The organism is Glycomyces sp. L485 (assembly GCF_022548875.1).
Lineage (GTDB): Bacteria > Actinomycetota > Actinomycetes > Mycobacteriales > Micromonosporaceae > Glycomyces.
Window position 1 is genome coordinate 82,394 of the sequence record NZ_JAKZEW010000011.1, and the last position, 18,312, is coordinate 100,705.

Consider the following 18,312-nt stretch of genomic DNA (forward strand, 5'->3'; position numbering starts at 1 on the left):
CGGCCGAGGCGTCGGAAGAGGCGACGTCTCGGCCGGACCTGACGATTGTGTCGGAGCAACGGGCCCTATTCGAGGTTCCAGCGTTGGTTGGATCCGCCGTTGCAGGACCAGAGGATGATCGGAGTGCCGTTGGCGGTGCCGCGGGAGTCGGCGTCGAGGCATATGCCTGACATGGCGCTGGTGATCGTGCCGTCGGCGTTGACGTTCCAGCGCTGGTTGTCCCCGCCGTGGCAGTCCCAGATGATGACGTTGGTGCCGTCAGTGGAGCCGTACCCCTCGGCGTCGAGGCATTTGTCACCGTGGATTCGCAACTCACTGGCGTCGGTGTGGGTCCACGACTGGTTCGCCCCGCCCGAGCAGTCCCACAGCTGCGGCTGGGTGCCGTTGGCCTGCGTCGGCACGTCGAGGCACCGGCCGGAGGCCGCTCCCACGATCGCGACTTCGTCGCCGGACGGCGGATCGGTCGGATCCGTCGGCGGGTCGCTCGGGTCGCCCGGGCCGCCGGGCTCGAACGGGCAGGTGGCGGTGTAGCTCGCGACGCCGGACCAGTCGGCGAGCGAGTCGCACAAGAACTGCGTGTACCGGGTGTCGTTGTCCAGCCAGGTCTTCAGCCAGGGGATCGTGCGCCGCGTGACCTGCGAGTTGCCCCAAGTCGGGAAACCGTGGCCGCCGTCGGAGAGCTGAAGGTAGGCGCCCTCGGTGTCGGCGGGCTTGGAGGCGTACAGCTGGTCCAGGTCCGAGGGGGTGATGGTGCCGTCGTTCATCGCGCCGATGATCATGGTCGGGACGGTCACGTTCGACAAGTCCTGGGAGAACGAGGCCGGCGCATAGGGCACGGCGGCTTTGAGCGAGGGCCGGTGCTCGGCGGCCCAGATGGCCCCGCCACCGCCCATGGAGTGGCCGATCACGCCGAGGCGGTCCGGGTCGACCCGGTCGCGCACCTGGCTCTGCTGCGTCAGGTAGTCCAGGGCCGCCAGCAGCTGCCGGCCGCGGGCGTCGTCCCAGTCGTCGGGGCTGTTGGTGTCGATGCCGATCACCACGAACCCGAACGAGGCGAGCCAGGGCCCCATCCAGGCCCCCTCGTCGGCCCAGCTGGCGGTGTAGCCGGGCACGGCCGCGACGGCGGCGAAGGCGCCCTGGCTCGTGTCGGTCGGGTAGTAGATCACCCCGCCGTTGAAGCCGTTTCCGGACGGCACGACCACCTGCGCGGTCTCGAACGTGCCCCGTTGGGCCGCAACGCTGTCGACCGTCGGGTCCGGACCCTTCTCGTACGGGTTCTCCTGGGCCGAGGCCGGTTGGATCGCGATCATCGCCGCTACCGCCGCGACGACGGGTGCGAGCACGGCTGCGCCCAATCGCGCCAGCCGGCGCCGCATGCCGGGAGCGGACCGGCCGAGATCGGCGTCCGCCGACCCCGTGCGCCCTATGGACTGATGTCTCATGGAGTCATGCCTCTCTGTTTCCGAGGACGGTACGTGGGTGTCCGCCATGGGAGCGAAATCTTCGCCGCCGTGACGTGTGTGGACTTTTGCATTGAACTTGCTGTGTGCGGCCGAATCGGATCGATCTCGTCGCACAGTGGCGCTACAGCCAGGTAGAGCGCTTCCGCATGGAGCCGCGAAGGGCTCGCGATCGGACACGCAGCGCGGTGCGGGCGGGCCGATGCCCGTCGGCGGGGCGCGCCGGCATGTCTCCGCGGGCAGTGGTGCGAGGGCCTTCGCATTTCGTATGAATCACAGTCACAGCGCCACCCATAGAATCGAAGGTTGTAAGTGTATTGATTTGGCTCAAAGCGTATTCGTGGGCGCGACCTGAGGCAAGGGGTTGCGGCGAGGAATCGAACGTTATAAATGGACATTAATATAAATTTATAACTCTAGTGATACTCGACTGCGAATCAGCGCCCGCATCTCCCAATGGACCTACACCGGCAGCGCCAACCAGCGATCGCCCTCACAGAGCTCCGAGGCGAAGCCGCGAGACACAACTGTCCGATTCCGTCGGGCGGGGACGACGCCGCGCGGCCACCCGGCACCGAGCGTCGGCCCCGACCTCGCCGGACGGTACGCAACCGGCTACTCGGTTCCGAGGGCCGGATCCACAGCGGCACCGGTGCGAGTTGAACCCTCGCTCATTCACGTCAGCTGTCCGGGTGGATGGCGAGGAAAAGCGAGTACGGCTTCGCTCCCGGGCCCGGCTCCTGCCGTTCCAGGTCGTTGAGGAACTCCTTGAATCGCCGGTCGAGTTCCCGCAGCTGCTCGTCGTTGAGGCGCAGGCCCAGCCGGGCGCTGACCACCGCTCCGGGGTCGCGAACCTGCCCGACCTCGTCCAGGAGGACCTCCAGCTTCGCGCTCGCCACCCCCGACCTGTGCTCGTCGCCCATCCGCAGCTTCCAGGACTTTCGGGTGGCGAGGTAGGGGATCTCTCGGGACCCCCGCGCTCCGAGGCGCTCCTCCTGGGCCTCCAGAAATCCCGTCGCCACCAGCTTGCGCACGTGATGGAGCACCGTGGCCGGGTTCGCCCCGAGCCGCTCGGCGATCTCCTTGTTCGTGAGCGGCTCGTCGAGGCACAGTCGCAGGATCCGCAGCCTCACGGCCGAGGCCAGCGCCTTCGCCTCAGCATCGGTGGCCGGCCGCCGGTCGTCGCTCTTCTCTGCCACGACCTCATGGTAGCGATTTGAGTGATTGATATTACTCAATTGATTGGAAATGCTCAATCATAGGGCTTCATCCCCGCCCCGACGCAGGGAGTGACCGGCGTTCGTCCTGAAGTACCCGCTTCGCAACGCGCGGCCTTCCGAGACCGGCGGAGATTTCGCGTTCGACGCCTTCACTGATCGAATCACGGGAGACTGGGAGCAGCCCAACGAGAATGGAAGGTGAGGTCCGACTATGGAGAAGCAAGAACGTGTCGTGGTCGGCATCGACGGCTCGGACTCGTCGAAGAACGCGTTGCGATGGGCGTTGCGATACGCCGGTAGGACCGTGGCGAAGATCGAGGCGGTCCACGCTTGGCAGCTACCCACCTCGTACGGGGCGTCGATCGCGGCCCTTCCAGGTGAGGACTTCGAGGCCGGGGCGGAACGTGCGCTGAACGAATCGGTCGACCGGGTACTCGGCAATCGAACGGACATCACGGTGGAACGGGTCTCGGAGATGGGCTACCCCCCGAAAGTACTGGTCGAGCATTCCGACGGTGCTGATCTGCTTGTGGTCGGCAGTCGCGGACACGGTGGTCTGGTGGGCACCTTGCTCGGCTCGGTCAGCCTCCACTGCGTAACCCACGCCGCGTGCCCTGTTGTGGTGTTCCGTGGTGAGTGATCGGTCGCCGCATTGCCTCCGAGGCATCCCGATCTCCTGAGTCCGTGCGGATTGGAGGTACTCGACAGGACGCGGGCGGAGCCGGGGCACCAGATCGGCTCCGAAGGGCGTGCCGTGGTCTGCCGTCGGCTCGGGACGAAGCGTCGTCGGTGACTCCGGCGGGAAGATCGCCTCCCAAGCCCTGCTCGGACCGAGATCGCGGTTTCGAGACCTTTCGTCCACCCGGACCATGCACGATACGACTGAGACCGAACACGCCGCGAAGGAGCGCCTGTATGCCACGCGAAGATAGCCGCCGAGAGCGCATTCTGGTGGGCGTCGACGGCTCACCGTCGTCGGTCCGGGCCTTGCGGTGGGCCCTGGACCAGGCCGAGCTCACAGGCGCGAAGGTGCACGCGCTCCACGCCTGGTCGTCGCCGACCAACTGGGGGACGAAGGTGCCGCTGTACCCCGGCAGGGAGCTCGCCGACGAGGCCCATGAGAAGCTCGCCGGGATCGTCGAAGAGGTCGAGGCCGGCCGAGGGCTGCCGGAGGTGACGTTCAGCATCACCGAAGGGCACCCCGCCAAGGTCCTCATCGACCAGGCCGAGGGTGCGGACCTGCTGGTGCTGGGCAGTCGCGGCCACGGAGGCTTCGTGGGCGCCCTGCTCGGATCGGTCGCCCAGCACTGCGTCCACCATTCCCGTTGCCCCGTCGTGGTGGTCAAGGCCGGGGAATAGCGTTCGGACTGCCGAGCGGGCCTATCGGGCCAGGAATCCGCCGTCGACGTACAACTCCGAACCGGTCATGAACGACGCGTCGTCGCTGGACAGAAAGGCGACGCAGGCCGCGACCTCTTCGGGGCGACCGAGGCGCCCCATGGGAGTGAGCGCGACCATTCCCGACTCGAACTCGGTTCCTTTCGCAGCCTCCAGCATCGGCGTGTCGATGAAACCGGGATGCACCGAGTTGACCCGAACACCCTTCTGCGCCCAGTGGAGCGCCGCGTTCTTTGTCAGAATCCGCACCGCGCCTTTGGCGGAGTGATACGCCGGCGAGGTCCCGAACCCGCCCGAGGCGCCGAAGATCGAGCTGATGTTGACCACCGACCCGTGCCCCGAGCCCTTGAGGGCCGGGGCGGCGAACTTCATCCCCAGGAAGACGCCGGTCTGGTCGACCGCGATCGTGCGCTCGTAATCCTCCCTGGTCGTGTCCTCGATCGTGAGGAGGTCGCCAATGCCGGCGTTGTTCACCAGGATGTCGAGGCGCCCGAATTCGCCCGTGGCGCGATCGACCGCGGCCTGCCATGCGGTTTCGTCGGTCACGTCGAGGTGCTGGAACGCCACACGGGCTCCTTGACTCCGCAGCTCATCGGCGGCCGCTTCGCCGGGACCGTCCTGTACATCCGTCAGCACGACCGCCGCGCCTTCCGCGGCCAGGCGCGCCCCGACGGCTCTGCCTATGCCGCTGGCCGCGCCGGTCACCAGCGCGACCCTGCCTTCAAGCCTGTTGTCGTCCATGTGCCGCCTTTCAGTTGAGCGCTTGATTCTCAGGCTGGCACTCGCCGCGGCTCCGCAACCGCATAATCGTCGAATCGAGGTGAAAGGTCGGCCTTGGTTCTCGCGATGGCCGCCGAGCAAAGCAGTCTCTTGATGCACTGCCGACGCCTCGCCTTCGTCCCTCAGGTTCCTGCTCGTGGCTCGCGGTCGGATCGAGGTGCTCAGACGTCGGTACGGACCACCACCACAGGGCAGGCTGCATGTTGGACGCAGTGCTGGCTGACCGAACCCAACAACGCCCCGGCGAAGCCTCCGAGTCCTCGGCCCCCGAGGACCAGCAGATCGGCCCGTTTCGCCTCTTCGATCAGCACAGCGGCAGGTTTGCCCTGTTCCACTCTGTGCTCCATCGGGACGATGGGCCCGCCATCGGCCGCGCGGACGATGGCTTGGGCGAGCACCTCCTCAGCCGCGAGAGCGAGGTTCTCCGTAGGAGATACCGTCATCGACATCCCGAAACTGGTCGTCAAGTCCCAGACGTAGACCGCCTCTACCACCGCCCCGGTCAATTCGGCCTGCCTCAAGGCCCACCGGAGTGCTCGAACGGACGATGTGGAGCCGTCGACACCGACTACGATGCGGCCCCGTCCATGATTCTCGTAGGGCATGTCCATGTCCCTTCCACGCTGGCTGCCGCGCGGAATCCCGAACAGTCTCATTGGGATCGTCACCGCGGCTGAGCATCGCTATCGCTCCGACTCCACGGGTGTGTCCTCGGCGAGCTCGCCGAGCCGCACCGGCGCGGCCACGGGACGGCGGGAGAAGCCGTCTGCGGCGTCGGCCAGACCCGCCAGTTCGGCGACGTTGCGGCCGCAGACACGGCCCTGGCACAGCCCGAGCCCGGCCCGTGTCGCCAGCTTGAGCGAACGGACCCCGCCGATGTCGAGCCCGCCCACTGCGCGGCGCAACTCGCCGTAGGGCACCTCCTCGCACCGGCACACCAGCGTGTCGTCGCGAAGCCAGCCCTTCCATCCCGGTCGGACCGGATAAGCGGACTGCAGAGCGGCGGCGAATCGGCGCCCGGACCTGACGTGCCGCATCGCCCGAAACGGCACTCTGACCCGCGCCCCGAGCAGCTTCGCGGCGGCGGTGCCCGCGATCGTTCCCTCGTGCGTGGCCAGTTCGGCGCCGCCTATCCCGGTGATCTCCCCGGCGGCGAACACGCCGGGCACCGAAGTCGCCTGCGCGGCGTTGACGGCCACGAAGCCGCCTTCGATGTCGCAGCGGGCCGCCACCGCCAGTTCGAGCTGCGGAGTGAATCCGAAACCGATCGCGACAGCGTCGACCTCGAAGCGCCGCTCGGTGTGCGCCACCGGGTTCCAGTCGTGGTCGAGGCGCGAGGCGATCACCGCTTCGAGGCGGTCGGTGCCGTTCGCGGCGATGACGGCGCTGCGCCGGACCATCGGCACGTGATGGTGCCCGAGCAGCACCGAGTACCGCGCCAGCTCACCGAACTTGCCCCACCCGGCAACGGCCCCTCCGGGGCGCTTCATCCACCCGGTCACCGGGTCGTTCGCCTCCAGGATCGCCACCACCCGCGCCCCGACCGAGCACAGCACTGTGGCCACCGGCAGCAGGAACGGGCCGGTCCCGGCCACGATCACCCGGTCACCCACCGCAATGCCCTGGCTCTTCGCAAGCGCCTGAGCTGCACCGGCGGTGTACACGCCCGGCAGGTCCCAGCCGGGGAACGGCAGTGACCGGTCGTACGCGCCCGTGGCGAGCACCAGCGCCCGCGTCTCGAGAGCCCTCCCGGCCCTTTCAGGACTGTCTGCCGGTCCGGTCCGCACGTGCACGCGGTGCCCGCCCGGGGCCGGCTCGACCGCCCACACCACCGAATCGGGGAGGTATTCGACCCCCGAAGGCAATGCGAACCGGTCGCCGCTCTCGCGGGTGTCCTGCCGGTCGTACTGGCCGCCGAGCTTCGGGGCCGAGTCGACGAGCACGACCTCCACGCCGTGAGCGGCCGTAGCCGCGGCCGCGGCCCTCCCGGCCGGACCCGCACCCACCACGACCACACGCCTCATGACGGCACCTCCTCCCAGCCCTGCGACCGGATGTCGTCGCCATCGGCGACCAGCCGGAGGCAGGCCCGCACGTCTCGGACGCCGTTGACCACCACGAGGCAGTCGAAGCAGACCCCGATCCCGCAGAACAGGCCGCGAGGGCGGCCCTCGATCCTGGTGGTGCGCCACGCGTCACGGCCAGAACCCCGCAGGACCGCCGCCACGGTCTCGCCCGGCTCCGCGACGAACTCCTCGCCGTCCACCCGCACTCTCATGATCCCGCCTCCAACGCCACTTCCGGACGGTCGACCCGGAACGGTCCGGGGTCGACGACCGGCTCCCTCCCGGTGTACAGGTCGGCGAGCAGCAGCCCTGTCGCCGCGGCCAGCCCGACCCCGGCGCCCTCGTGCCCGGTGGCGTGCCACAGCCCCGGCACCCGCGCGTCCGCTCCGATCACCGGCAGACGGTCGGGCGTGTACGGCCGGAATCCGCCGTAGGCGCGCATCACCGGCACCGCGGCCAGCCCCGGGAACAGGCGGATCGCGCCGCGCGCGAGGCCGCGCAGGACCTCGACGTCGAGATCGTCGTCGAAGGCGACGCGCTGGCGGCTCGACCCGATGAGCACCGTGCCCGACCTGGTCGACTCGACCACGGCGGAGCTTTGGAGGTCGGCCTCCGCGCTGGCGACGGCGTCGACGTAGTCGGCCGCGTAGACCTTGCGGCGCACGAACGGCGGCATCGGCGCGGTCACCAGGACCACGCCGCGCCTCGGGAGGACGTCGATCGGCGCGCCGATCGTCTCGCTGAAGTGCCCCGCCCAGGGGCCGCAGGCGTTCACGACCGCGCCGCATGGGATCGCGTCCGAGCCGGTGCGCACGCCGACGACCTCGCCCGACCGGCCGGTGACGAGACCGTCGGCTCGGACTCCGCCGTGGACCTCGCCTCCGCGGGCGCGCACGGCCGCGAGCAGGGCTGCGGTGGCCAGCACGGGCTGAACCTGCGCGTCGTCGGGGTAGTGCGCGACGGCGGCGAGTTGATCGGTCAGATGCGGTTCCATCTCGCGGGCCTGACCGGCGTCGAGATCCTCGACCTCCACTCCGGCGGCGCGCTGGGCGGCGGTGAGAGCCGCGAGCGGCCCCATCTCGTCGGCGCCGGTGGCGACGACGAGGCCGCCCTTGGGATCCCATTCGACCTCGGCCAGGTCGGGTCCGATGAGTTCGCGCACCTCGTCGAGCAGCTGCGGCCAGCGGCGGCGGGATGCTTTGGCGAGCTCCAGTTCGGGACCGGGCTGCTTGTCGGAGAGGAGGACGTTGCCCTCGCCGGAGGCGGTGGTCGCCCCGGCGGGAGCGGCGCGATCGAGGACGAGGACCCGCACGCCGGCGGCGCTGAGCGCCTCGGCGCAGGCGGCGCCGATGATCCCGGCACCGATCACCACGACGTCGGCCGACTCGATCCCACCCACCTCCGTTCAAGGAGTGAATGCTGCGAGGTTACCCCGATGCGGGACTGCAAAGACGCGATGGGCGCATATGCGCGCTATGAAATCTCGTCGGCCAACCGGGACGCGAGCCCGTCGAGGAGCCGGTCGAGTCCGTACTGGAAGGTCTCCTCTCGGTACCCGGCCGGATCGTCGTGCTCCTGCGTCTCCCGCTCGGCCTTGCGGCTCCTGGCCACCAGGGACAGCCGGGCCGCCTCGCTCATGACTGTGCCGACCACATAGGCCACCACAGCGCTCATGGCCCGATCGCATTCAGCACGGTCGAAGCCGCCCGACTTCAGGATGTCGAGCAACCCCTCGGAGGTGCGCGACAGATTGGGCCCCAGGTAGGCCGGTCCGGCCTGGCCGAGCATCCCCGTCACCCACGGGTGGCGCAGTGCCATCTCGCGCAGGCTGCGCGCGGCCGCGGCGACTCCGGTCCGCCATTGGCCGGGCCCGGCCGGACCGGGGACCTCGACCTCGGCGTACACCTCGTCGACGACCAGCTCGATCAGCTCGTCCTTGCTCGCGATGTGCCGATACATCGAGGTGGCGCCCGCGTCAAGGCGCCGACCGAGCATCCGCATACTCAGCGATTCCAGGCCCTGCTCGTCGAGCAGCCGCACCGCCTCGGCCACGATGCGCTCCCGGCTCAGCGCCGGCTGCTCCCGGCGCTGCTCCTGGCGCGCCCACACCGAAGGGATCGACGAATCCGCTGCCACCATGCTGACCTCCCGGTCCCACCACCGTAGCGCACAGTGTGCGCGGCTCGGGCGGTCAGCCGCGACGCGGCGGCCGACCCCTCACCGGACGGTAGTGGTCGTGCTCGGCGACGAACACCGCCTGGCCCCCGGTAACGGACGGCAACCGGGACTCGAAGCCGAGGACCGCCTCGGTCGCCATGGTCCCGGACAGGTGGCCGGTCCCGCCCGCCGAGAACTGGCCGGTGATCGCGGCCGCGGCGTCCCGCAGCAGCTGCAGCACGGCGCTCGACGATCCGCTCGGGAACTCCAGGTCGAACCGGTGTACCGGCTCGAACACCGTCGTCCCGCCCTCGGCGATCATCCGGTCGAGCAGGGACCGCGTCACCTCCCGGAAGTCCCTGGCGGTGCTCACCCTGCCGATGTACCCGGTGGCGGTGAGCGCCACCCCGCAGTCGGCCACGGCCCAACCGTGGGGACCGCGCAGCAGCACCTCGAAGACCGTCTCCTCGACGGCGTTGTGCAGCGCCCTCGTCAGTGAACCGCGCTCGACCTCCAGCCGATAGCGCACGCCCGACCCCGGCTCGCCCGGTTCGAGCCGCAGCCCCACCGTCGCGATGTGCGGAGTCTGCTGCCACCGGCCGATCTCATGCAGCGCCTCGACGGCCCGGTCGACGCGTTCGATGTGGATCGCGCGGGTCCGCTCGAACTCGACGGCGATCCCGAACTCCTCGTCCAGCAGCGACGCCACGACCTCCTTCTGGACCTCCCCGTACAGCCGCACCGCGATGTGGCGGGCCAGCTCGTCGCGGTGCGGGTCGACCAGGGGGTCCCGCTCGGCCAGGCTCGCCAAGGCCTTGTGCAGCCGGATCCGCTCGGCCGGGTCGACCGGCCGGACGACCGTCTCCAGCGTCGGCGGCGTGAACAGGCCGCCGGACGGCAGCTCGTCGGGCGAGCCGATCGCGTCGCCGATGCGGATGTCGGTCAGCCCGGCGACCTTCGCGATACTGCCTGGCGGCGCGGACGAGGGCCCTGCCCCAGCACCACCGCCGAACACGCTGACGCCGGTCACTTTGCCCTCGCGAGCCTCGATGCCGCCCTCGGAGCCCCGGCGGAACGCCGTCAGCCGCTCGCGCGGCCTGAGCGTGCCGCCGCGCAGCCGCACGTAGGCGAGCTTCTGACCGCCCGCGCCGTGCTCGACCTTGAACACCGTGCCCCGGGGTCGCCCGGACGAGTCCGGCACGGGAGCCGGCAGATACCGCCGGAGCCCCTCGGTCAGCGCCTCCAAGCCCGCGCCGGTCACCGCCGATCCGAAGTAGACCGGATGCGCCTCGCCTCGCCGCGTCTGCGCGGCCAGCTCGGCCTCGCAGTCGAGCGCGCCCAATGGATCCGACTCGTCCACATAGGCCGCGAGGAACTCGTCGCCGACCGCCGTGAGCACTTCGGCGGCGCGCTCGAAGAACTCGGGCTGCTTGAACGAGTTCGCCTCGACCTCGGCTCCGGCGGTGCCGATGCCTCGCACCGCGCCCATCGGCAGGATCCTCGGCGTGAGCTTCCCGGCGATGTCGTGCAGCAACTCGTCCTGCCGTGCACCGAGCCGGTCGATCTTGTTGACGAACAGGATCGTCGGCACACCGAGCCGCCTCAGTGTCCGCATCAGCACCCGCGTCTGCGCCTGCACGCCCTCGACCGCCGAGATCACCAGGACCGCGCCGTCCAGGACGTGCAGGGCGCGCTCGACCTCGGCGATGAAGTCGGTGTGCCCCGGAGTGTCGATGAGGTTGACCGTGAGGCCGTCGAGGGCGAACGCGACCACCGCCGACTGGATCGTGATCCCGCGGCGCCGCTCCAGATCCATGGAGTCGGTCTGGGTGCTGCCCTTGTCGACGCTCCCGACGCTTTCGATGACGCCGGCGTTGAACAGGAGCCGTTCGGTAAGACTGGTCTTACCCGCGTCGACATGCGCGAGTATCCCCAGGTTGAGATAGTTCAATGAAAGTCCTCGGAAGAGCGGTCTGCAGGCCTGGCGTGAAGAACTCCGCAGCTTGGCGCATCGCGATCTCCTCTGATTCCGAGTTGACTTTCGGCCCGAGGCTATGCGGGCGCGACCGATCGGCGCAAGCGGTTTTCCGGATCGGCGTCGCGACGATAGGCTCCGAGGCATGGGAACCGGAGAGCCGCGGACCGGCATCGAACAGGCACTGTCGCCCTCCGAGGTGGCGGCGGCGAACGAACTGACACGGCGGTGGTTCGGCTCGCGGCCGACACCGCCGGCCGCCGCATCGGGACTCGGCGTCTGGCCGCTGCTCGCCGCGCTGGCGTCGGGCGCGAGCGGTGCGACGAGGGCGGAACTGCTCGAATCGGCCGGGATCGGAGCCGAACGCGCAGACTCGATCGCCGGCTCGCTGCTCGCGGCGGCGCGCCCCGCCCCGGCGATCCGGCTGGCGGTGGGCGTGTGGGCCGGTGCCTCGATCACGCTCGATCCCGATTGGACCGAGAAGCTTCCACAGGAGGCCGTCGGAGCGCTCACCGGCGAGATCGACGCGGACAAGGCCACATTGGATCTGTGGGCCTCGGAAGGGACCGATGGCCTCATCGAGCGGATGCCGCTCGACCTCACCCGGCCGATCGACCTGGTCCTCGCCAGCGCGCTCATGGTGCGCACCACCTGGCTCACCCCGTTCCGCGACGCAGCGATCGAACTGAGCAGCGGGCCGTGGTCGAGACTCGGGCGCTGCCGCACCCTGTCGGGCACCATCTACGACGACGTGCTCCGCGTCGGAGACGAAGCGTCGGTCCTCACGGTCCCCGGCAGCGACGACATCGACGTCCTCCTGGCCGTAGGCCCCGAGGACGCTTCGCCGCAGCGGGTCATGTCGGCGCTCATCGACGCCGCGGGCGACGCCCGCTGGGGCCGGTCGGCCGCCGACTTGGCAGTGGGGGAGGAGGCCCCCGGCGTGAAGGTGACCGAATACCAGTCCGCAGACCCGCAGACCGCCCCGGAGATCGCGGTGCAGACGGTGCGGTTCTCGCTCTCGGCCGACCTCGACCTGACCGAGGACGCGGAGGCGCTCGGCCTGGAGCGGGCCTCCGACGGGGACCGGGCCGAGTTCGACCGGCTCGCCGTCCAGCCGACCTATATCAGCCAGGCCAGGCAGCGGTGCGTGGCCACGTTCAGCGCCACCGGCTTCGAGGCCGCGGCGGTCACCGCCGTGGCGATGACGCGTGCGGCGGCCTACGTCCCGAAGATGCGCCACCTCCACAAGCGGGCATCGATCGTCTTCGACCGGCCGTTCGCCTACGCCGCCCGCCACCGGCCTTCGGGCCTGATCCTCGTCGCCGGATGGGTCGAGGAGCCCGAACCAGCGCTCTGACAGCGGCGCGACGTGGGTTTCCTTGACATGAATAGCGCCGCAGACCCGGCCGGTCGAGGTCTCAACGCTCGTCCTCGGGCGCGGCCTGCCACCGCCACCGCTTCAATCGCGCCCGGCCGGGAAGCGAGGCCCTCCCGGTGGCCCACAACAGGGTCGGCCACGGCTCGGTGTCCGCGGGCGCGTCGGGGAACAGCCGAGCGAGCACCCGAGTGCACAGGTCGGCCGGCGGATCCCATTCGAACCCGAGGCCCTCGGCCAGGTCGTGCGTGTGGACGAGGATCTCGGCGACCCCCATCGCCGCGAAACCCTCCGGGTCGGCGATGCCGTGTACGTGATACGCCCGCACCTCGGGAGACGCCGTGCGCACCATGGAGCTCAGCAGCGCCGCTGCCGTCTCCAGCACTTGCAGGAGCCCTTCGGGGCCCGCCCTCCGGTCGGCGTAGATCGAATTCGCGGGCCCGCCGCCGCGCCGAGCCTCGCACACGAACGGCACCGGGCCGTTGATCGGCGGATGCCTCGGACCCATCTGCGCGGCATAGAAGAACAGATCGTCCGCGATGTGCTCCACGGTCTCCCAGCAGGTCCACTTGAGCGACCCGGCCCGGTAGTCCCAGGCGTCGAGCTCGGTCTTCCGAAGCAGATACACGGACAGGTCGACGGCAAGCTCGACATCGGAGGCGGAGACCGGAGCAGGGTTCATGCTTGAACGATATCGGTCATGCGCCCCTCCACGTCCGCCACAGCTCCGCATAGACGCCGCCCGAGGCGAGCAGCTCGTCATGGGCGCCGAGCTCGGCGATGCGCCCGGCCTCGACGACCGCGATCCGGTCGGCGGCCCGCGCGGCCTGGAGCTGGTGGGCGACCGCGATGACGGTCCGGCCGGTGAGCGCCGCCGCCAGAGCGGCCTCGACGTTCCCGGCACTGCCCGGGTCGATCCCGGCCGTGGCCTCGTCGAGGATGACGATGTCCGGGTCGGCCAGCACCACCCGCGCGAGCGCCAGCTGCTGGATCTCGGCGACGCTCAACGCGAAGTGCCCATCGCCGAGCATCGTGTCGAGCCCTTCCGGGAGCGAGGCGACCCAGTCCGCGTCGACCTGCCGCAGCGCGTCCAATAGCAGCCGGTCGTCGGCGTCGGGCGCGGCGAGGACCAGGTTGTCACGAACCGACGCTGTGAACACGTAGTGCTCTTGGGTCACCAGGACGATCCTCTTGCGCAGCTCCTCGACCGGGATGTCGCACACCGGGACCCCGCCGAGCAGCGCCGAGCCGGAACGCGGCCGGTCGATCCCCGCCAGCAGCCGCGCGATCGTCGACTTTCCGGCCCCTGAAGGCCCGACCACCACGAGTCGCTCGCCGACGCGCGGGTGCAGGCTGAGCCCGTGGAGCACGTCGGGCCCGTCCCCGTAGCCGAAGGTCACCTCGTCCAAGACGATGTCGGCCCCCTCGGGCAGGGCGGTGCGCTCCTCGCCATCGATGAGGATGATGCCCTCGATGCGGGCCAGCGCCGCCCCTCCCTGCTGGAACTCGTTGATCTGCGTCATGACCATGTTGGTCGGGTTCGAGAAGCGCAAGGTGATCATGATGCTCGCGACGACGGTGCCGATGGTGATGCCGCCTCCGAAGTACCAAAGGCCGGCCGCGAGCGCGACCACGCACACCTGAAGCCGGTTGGTGCCCTGGAGGAACGGGAAGAAGCCCATCTGAAGGCGCAGCACCCGCAGCAGCCGGTCGTACAGGTGCTCCGCCCGTTCCCGCCCGGCAGCGAGCCGCTCGTCCTGCAGCCGCAGGGAGGCCACGGTCCTCGCCCCGGCGGCAGAGGCCGCGAGCGCCTCGGCCGCCTCGCTCTGCGCCGAACGCTGCTCCAAGAAGGTGTCGCGTGCGCCCCGCAGGTACCTGCGGGCGTTGAGCACCAGCAACGGCGCCGTCAGCAGCGCGCAAAGACCCAACACGGGGTTGACGACGAACGCGGCCGCGTACAGGACGGTCAGCTCGATCAGCGCGGTGACGACGTGGGGCCCGGTCTCGCGCAGCAGCTGCGCCACGGCGTTGACGTCGCTGGCGGTGCGGGTTCCCAGGTCGCCGGTCCCGGCCTGCTCGATCCGGTGGAGCGGCAGCGACAGCACCTTCCCGACCACGGTCTCGCGCAGGCGCGCGGCCGCCCGCTCGCCGAAGCGGTACCCGGCGGCGCGGCCGAGGCGCACGAACGCGAATTGCACGGCGACGCAGCCGACCAGCGCCGCGCACACCAGATTCACCTGCGTCGCCGACCAACCGGTCCCGATCCCGTCGATGACCTCGCCGAGAAGGATCGGCAGCGCCGCGCCGGCCCCGGCCGCCACGACATACAGGACGGCGGCGAGCAGCGCCCGGCGCCTGTCGGCGGCGACGATGCCCACGATCGCGCGCCGCACTTCGGCACGCGAGGCGACCGGCAGGCGAGCGGGCGATTCGGTGACGGTCATGCGAACTCCTGATGGGAGGTGAGGCGGCGGTAGTCGGCGTCGGCGGCGAGCTCGGCGTGAGCGCCCGACGCGTGCACCTTGCCGTCGACCATCCACGCCACCCGCTCGGCATGGGCGAGCCACAGCGGCGAGGTGGTGGCGACGAGCGTCGTCCTACCCTCGCGGGCCACGGCGACGCGGGCGGCGATGAGCGATTCGGTGTGGGCGTCCACGGCGGAGGTCGGCTCGACGGCGAGCAGGGTCTCGGGCCGGGCCGCGACGGCGCGGGCCAGGCGCAGCCGCTGGCGCTGGCCGCCGGAGAGATTGCGACCGCCTTCGGCGACTTCGCCGTCCAGGCTGGAGCCGAGACTTGAGTAGACGTCGCCCGCGCAGGCGGTCTCGATCGCCGCGAGCGCCTCGTCGCCGTCGACGCGCAATGTTCGGGCGAGCGTCCCGCTGAACAGGTAGTCCTCGTCGCTGAGGAGCATGACGCGGCGCCGGACTTCGTCGAGTTCCAGCCCGGACAGCTCGAACTCGCCCCAGCGGGCGTCGGAGTCCCGGTAGCGCGCGAGGCGTTCGCATGCGGCCTGCGCGGGCGCGGACTCGGCACTGACGAGCACGGTGAGTCTGCCGGGCTCGACTGCCAGGCCGCTGTCCGGGTCGTGGAGCTCGCCGGTGGCGCCTCGCCGGTCGCCTCCGGTGTCGATGTCGTCGCGGGTGGCCAGGAACGCGACGATGCGCTTGGCGGCCACCCACGTCTGCACGAGCATGATGGAGGAGTTGATGAGGTTGCCGGAGACGACGACGAACATGGTGGAGACGGCGAAGGCCGTCGCGAGGCCGCCCACGCTGATGTCGCCCGCGAGCGCCTGGAGCGCGCCGACCCACGTGACGCCCGCGAGGAACGTGACCGGCAGGGCTTGGCGCAAGCCGTAGATCCACGAGTTGGAGCCGGCGACCCGGTATCCGATTCGACGCAGCTCGGCGGACTGCTCGCGGTAGCGTTCGGCGAACAGGACGTCGCCGCCGATGCCGCGAAGTACCCGCAGTCCGCCGACGATGTCGGCCGCCCGCATGGTGAGGCCGCCTAGGCCGACCCGGTAGTCGAGCTGGCGCTGTTGGAGGCGGCCGAGCATGGGGCCGGCGATGAAGCCGGTGACGATCCCTCCGCCTACGACGACCGCCCCGAGAAGCGGACTGACCGTCCACACCAGAACAGCGCCGATGCCGAACATGCTCAAGTGGTTGGTGATGTGGCCGATCGACCCGCAGGTCCGTCCGGCGTGGAAGGCGTCGTCGGTCGTCAGGTTGATCATCTCGCCGGTCGAGACCTTCCCTCGCACGCCTGGCCCGGCGTCGTTCAGGTGCTCGGCCATGGTGACGACGAATCCCGTGCGCGCCGTGGCGTCGGCGAGGTAGAACTGCCGGTACCCGCTGATCCACAGTGCTGGGTGGACGGCGGCGAGGACCAGCATGACGCCGATCCACAGCGCGAAGGAGCCGGCCTGGCGGGGCACGATGGCGTCGTCGACGAGCTTGCCGATCAGCCAGGGCTGGGCTATCGAGGCGGCCGCCGCTCCTACGAAGAACAACGCGCCCAAAGCGATTCGGAAAATCTGGCTTCGGATCGGGCCTGTGATGAGGCGCAGCGGTGTCCCCGGGGGAGCGGTCGGCATGGGTCCCGATCTTACCTGCCGGCCGGTCTCCCACAACTCAATTGAATGCTCAAGTCACCCGGCGCCGACCGGCGCCGAGCCTCGATTAACGTGAGGACCTATGGATACCCCCAAGCCGATCGGGTATTGGCTCAAGCACCTCGACAACCTGCTGGAACTCCAGTTCCAGGCATCGCTTGAAGATCTCGCCCTCAACCGGCGCCACTGGCAGGTCCTCAACGTGCTGTACGGCGGTGCCCGCTCGGCCGAGGAACTCGGACAGGCGCTCTCCCCGTTCTGGGATGAGGACGGCCCTGACCTCGAAACGATCCTCCACGGCGAGGACGGCCTGAGTCCCCGCGGCTGGATCCGGCGCTCGGCAATCCTGATCGGGCTGAGCAACGACGGCTACGATGCCTATCAGAAGGTCGCGGCGCGTATCGAGGAGGCCCGCGAGACGATCCTTGACGGATTGAGCGCCGAGCAGTACGCGGAGACCATCCGGGTCCTGTCGGTCATGGCCTCCAACATCGAACGCGCACTCCGCTCGCCCCGCTGACGGGAGAGTCGGGCTCGGTGGTACCCCGCGCGTGGCGGTATGAACGCAGCGCATTCGAATGCCGACTAAAGTGCCGATGGGCCTCATCCCTGTATGCACGGGTAACTTCACGCCGAGCTTGGATTGGCCTACGGTCCGCGCCCCTGTTCTTTTCGAATTTCGACGTCCGGCACTCCGGTTGCCGGACGAACAGCAAGAGAATTGTCTATTGAGGACTATGGCTGGGACGGCATCCTCACAGAACGCACAGAGCGCGCCACTCACCCTGCGGTACTGACGCTTTACTGCCAACTGAATTGACATTGATCAATTCAGTTCTGGACTTGACCGTGGTCTCGCGGCTGAGTAGCCTTCAGCCGACAACATTTGCAATGTGGAGTGTTCGCCGCTGATACCCGGCATCGGCGTCGATCTTCCAACTGGCGTCGGAATCACCGACAACCCTCCACTTTGCATGCCTCGATGCCGGAGTCCTCGGGCCCGGCCGTCAGAAGGAGCAGAGCAAGCATGCACGAACCCGCAGAGGCGGCTCGAAGCCCGCTGAGGAAGAAACGGCGAACGATCGCGATCGCCGCGGGAGCCGCCGCCGTGCTCGGCGTCGGAGCGGTGACGGCCGTCGTCGCGAACAACGCCAGCGCCGACCCCGGATGCGAGGTCGACTACCGCGTCGTCAGCGACTGGGGCTCCGGCTTCCACGCCGACGTGAGCGTCACCGCCGGGGAGCCGATCGATGGCTGGACCATCGAATGGGACTTCACCAGCGCTGTCTCCGGCACCAGCGCCTGGAATGTCACCGACCAGTCGCTGGACGGGAGGCACTTCACCGCCTCGAACGGCGGCTGGAACGGCGTCGTCAACGCGGGCGAGACCACCCGGCTCTTCGGGTTCATCGGCCAAGGTCCCACCGCGGACATCACCGACGTCACGGTCAACGGCGAGTCCTGCGCCCCCGGCGGCGCACCGATCGAGGAACCCGCCGAGGAACCCTCCGAAGAGTCGACCGCGGAATCCACGACGGAATCCCCCACGGAGGAGCCGACCGAGGACGAGTCATCACCCGCTCCGAAGGCCGAAGACGGCGGCTGCGATCGACCTGTCGGGGCCTCGCCGGAAGTGGAGGTCACTGAAGTCGAACTCGGAGCGGGTGTGATCGGCTACGGGCAGGAAGGGGACACCGACCGGCTGCCGATGGCGATCGCGGCTCGGCCCTCCGGCGGCTCCTGGCTGACGTGGATGGGCACGGA

At 69.7% G+C, this 18,312-nt stretch carries 17 protein-coding genes; 5 read left to right on the top strand and 12 right to left on the bottom strand.

Annotated features, from left to right (window positions below):
• Positions 1-65: 65 nt before the first annotated feature.
• On the bottom strand, positions 66-1,442 hold the full coding sequence (locus L0U85_RS08320; RefSeq protein ID WP_241377290.1) for a ricin-type beta-trefoil lectin domain protein: 1,377 nt from the start codon (positions 1,440-1,442) through the stop codon (positions 66-68).
• A gap of 698 nt (positions 1,443-2,140) precedes the next feature.
• Positions 2,141-2,659, bottom strand: a complete 519-nt coding sequence (locus L0U85_RS08325; protein ID WP_241377291.1) for a winged helix-turn-helix domain-containing protein — start codon at positions 2,657-2,659, stop codon at positions 2,141-2,143.
• 253 nt (positions 2,660-2,912) lie between these two features.
• Here L0U85_RS08325 and L0U85_RS08330 point away from each other — a divergent pair, with 253 nt between their 5' ends.
• A complete protein-coding gene (locus L0U85_RS08330) occupies positions 2,913-3,320 on the top strand; it encodes a universal stress protein (protein WP_241377292.1) in 408 nt (135 codons plus the stop codon).
• Positions 3,321-3,595: 275 nt separating this feature from the next.
• Positions 3,596-4,039, top strand: coding sequence for a universal stress protein (locus L0U85_RS08335; protein ID WP_241377293.1), 444 nt, complete (start codon positions 3,596-3,598; stop codon positions 4,037-4,039).
• A 21-nt stretch (positions 4,040-4,060) separates the two neighbouring features.
• On the opposite strand, the gene L0U85_RS08340 is transcribed toward L0U85_RS08335, so the two are convergent.
• The 7 genes from L0U85_RS08340 to L0U85_RS08370 all read right to left on the bottom strand — a co-directional run bounded on the left by L0U85_RS08340 (position 4,061) and on the right by L0U85_RS08370 (position 11,032).
• Entirely contained in the window at positions 4,061-4,819 is a 759-nt protein-coding gene (locus L0U85_RS08340; protein ID WP_241377294.1) for a glucose 1-dehydrogenase, read from the bottom strand.
• A gap of 200 nt (positions 4,820-5,019) precedes the next feature.
• Complete coding sequence (locus L0U85_RS08345; RefSeq protein ID WP_347177388.1) at positions 5,020-5,469, bottom strand: universal stress protein; 450 nt, start codon at positions 5,467-5,469, stop codon at positions 5,020-5,022.
• Positions 5,470-5,541: 72 nt separating this feature from the next.
• Positions 5,542-6,882, bottom strand: coding sequence for an FAD/NAD(P)-binding oxidoreductase (locus tag L0U85_RS08350; protein ID WP_241377296.1), 1,341 nt, complete (start codon positions 6,880-6,882; stop codon positions 5,542-5,544).
• On the bottom strand, positions 6,879-7,136 hold the full coding sequence (locus L0U85_RS08355) for a (2Fe-2S)-binding protein (protein ID WP_241377297.1): 258 nt from the start codon (positions 7,134-7,136) through the stop codon (positions 6,879-6,881). The genes L0U85_RS08350 and L0U85_RS08355 overlap by 4 nt, the downstream gene beginning before the upstream one ends.
• Positions 7,133-8,314 (bottom strand): FAD-dependent oxidoreductase, encoded by a 1,182-nt coding sequence (locus L0U85_RS08360; RefSeq protein ID WP_347177392.1) that lies wholly within the window; start codon positions 8,312-8,314, stop codon positions 7,133-7,135. Before L0U85_RS08360 ends, L0U85_RS08355 begins: the two co-directional genes overlap by 4 nt.
• Before the next feature lie 83 nt (positions 8,315-8,397).
• Entirely contained in the window at positions 8,398-9,063 is a 666-nt protein-coding gene (locus tag L0U85_RS08365) for a TetR/AcrR family transcriptional regulator (protein WP_241377299.1), read from the bottom strand.
• 52 nt (positions 9,064-9,115) lie between these two features.
• Positions 9,116-11,032 (bottom strand): GTP-binding protein, encoded by a 1,917-nt coding sequence (locus tag L0U85_RS08370; protein WP_241377300.1) that lies wholly within the window; start codon positions 11,030-11,032, stop codon positions 9,116-9,118.
• 169 nt (positions 11,033-11,201) lie between these two features.
• Here L0U85_RS08370 and L0U85_RS08375 point away from each other — a divergent pair, with 169 nt between their 5' ends.
• Entirely contained in the window at positions 11,202-12,413 is a 1,212-nt protein-coding gene (locus L0U85_RS08375) for a serpin family protein (protein WP_241377301.1), read from the top strand.
• 61 nt (positions 12,414-12,474) lie between these two features.
• Here the strand turns inward: L0U85_RS08375 and L0U85_RS08380 are convergent, their stop codons facing one another.
• Genes L0U85_RS08380 through L0U85_RS08390 form a run of 3 tightly spaced genes read right to left on the bottom strand, consistent with a single transcriptional unit; the run spans position 12,475 to position 16,530 of the window.
• The gene (locus L0U85_RS08380; protein WP_241377302.1) at positions 12,475-13,113 is read right to left on the bottom strand and encodes a hypothetical protein; all 639 of its coding nucleotides are present in this window, start codon (positions 13,111-13,113) and stop codon (positions 12,475-12,477) included.
• A 16-nt stretch (positions 13,114-13,129) separates the two neighbouring features.
• On the bottom strand, positions 13,130-14,875 hold the full coding sequence (locus L0U85_RS08385) for an ABC transporter ATP-binding protein (protein WP_241377303.1): 1,746 nt from the start codon (positions 14,873-14,875) through the stop codon (positions 13,130-13,132).
• Positions 14,872-16,530, bottom strand: a complete 1,659-nt coding sequence (locus L0U85_RS08390) for an ABC transporter ATP-binding protein (RefSeq protein ID WP_241377304.1) — start codon at positions 16,528-16,530, stop codon at positions 14,872-14,874. The genes L0U85_RS08385 and L0U85_RS08390 overlap by 4 nt, the downstream gene beginning before the upstream one ends.
• Positions 16,531-16,630: 100 nt before the next feature.
• Here L0U85_RS08390 and L0U85_RS08395 point away from each other — a divergent pair, with 100 nt between their 5' ends.
• Positions 16,631-17,068, top strand: coding sequence for a hypothetical protein (locus L0U85_RS08395; RefSeq protein WP_241377305.1), 438 nt, complete (start codon positions 16,631-16,633; stop codon positions 17,066-17,068).
• Between the two features lie 507 nt (positions 17,069-17,575).
• Positions 17,576-18,312: cellulose binding domain-containing protein (locus L0U85_RS08400; protein ID WP_241377306.1), on the top strand; the 737-nt coding region annotated here is incomplete at its 3' end.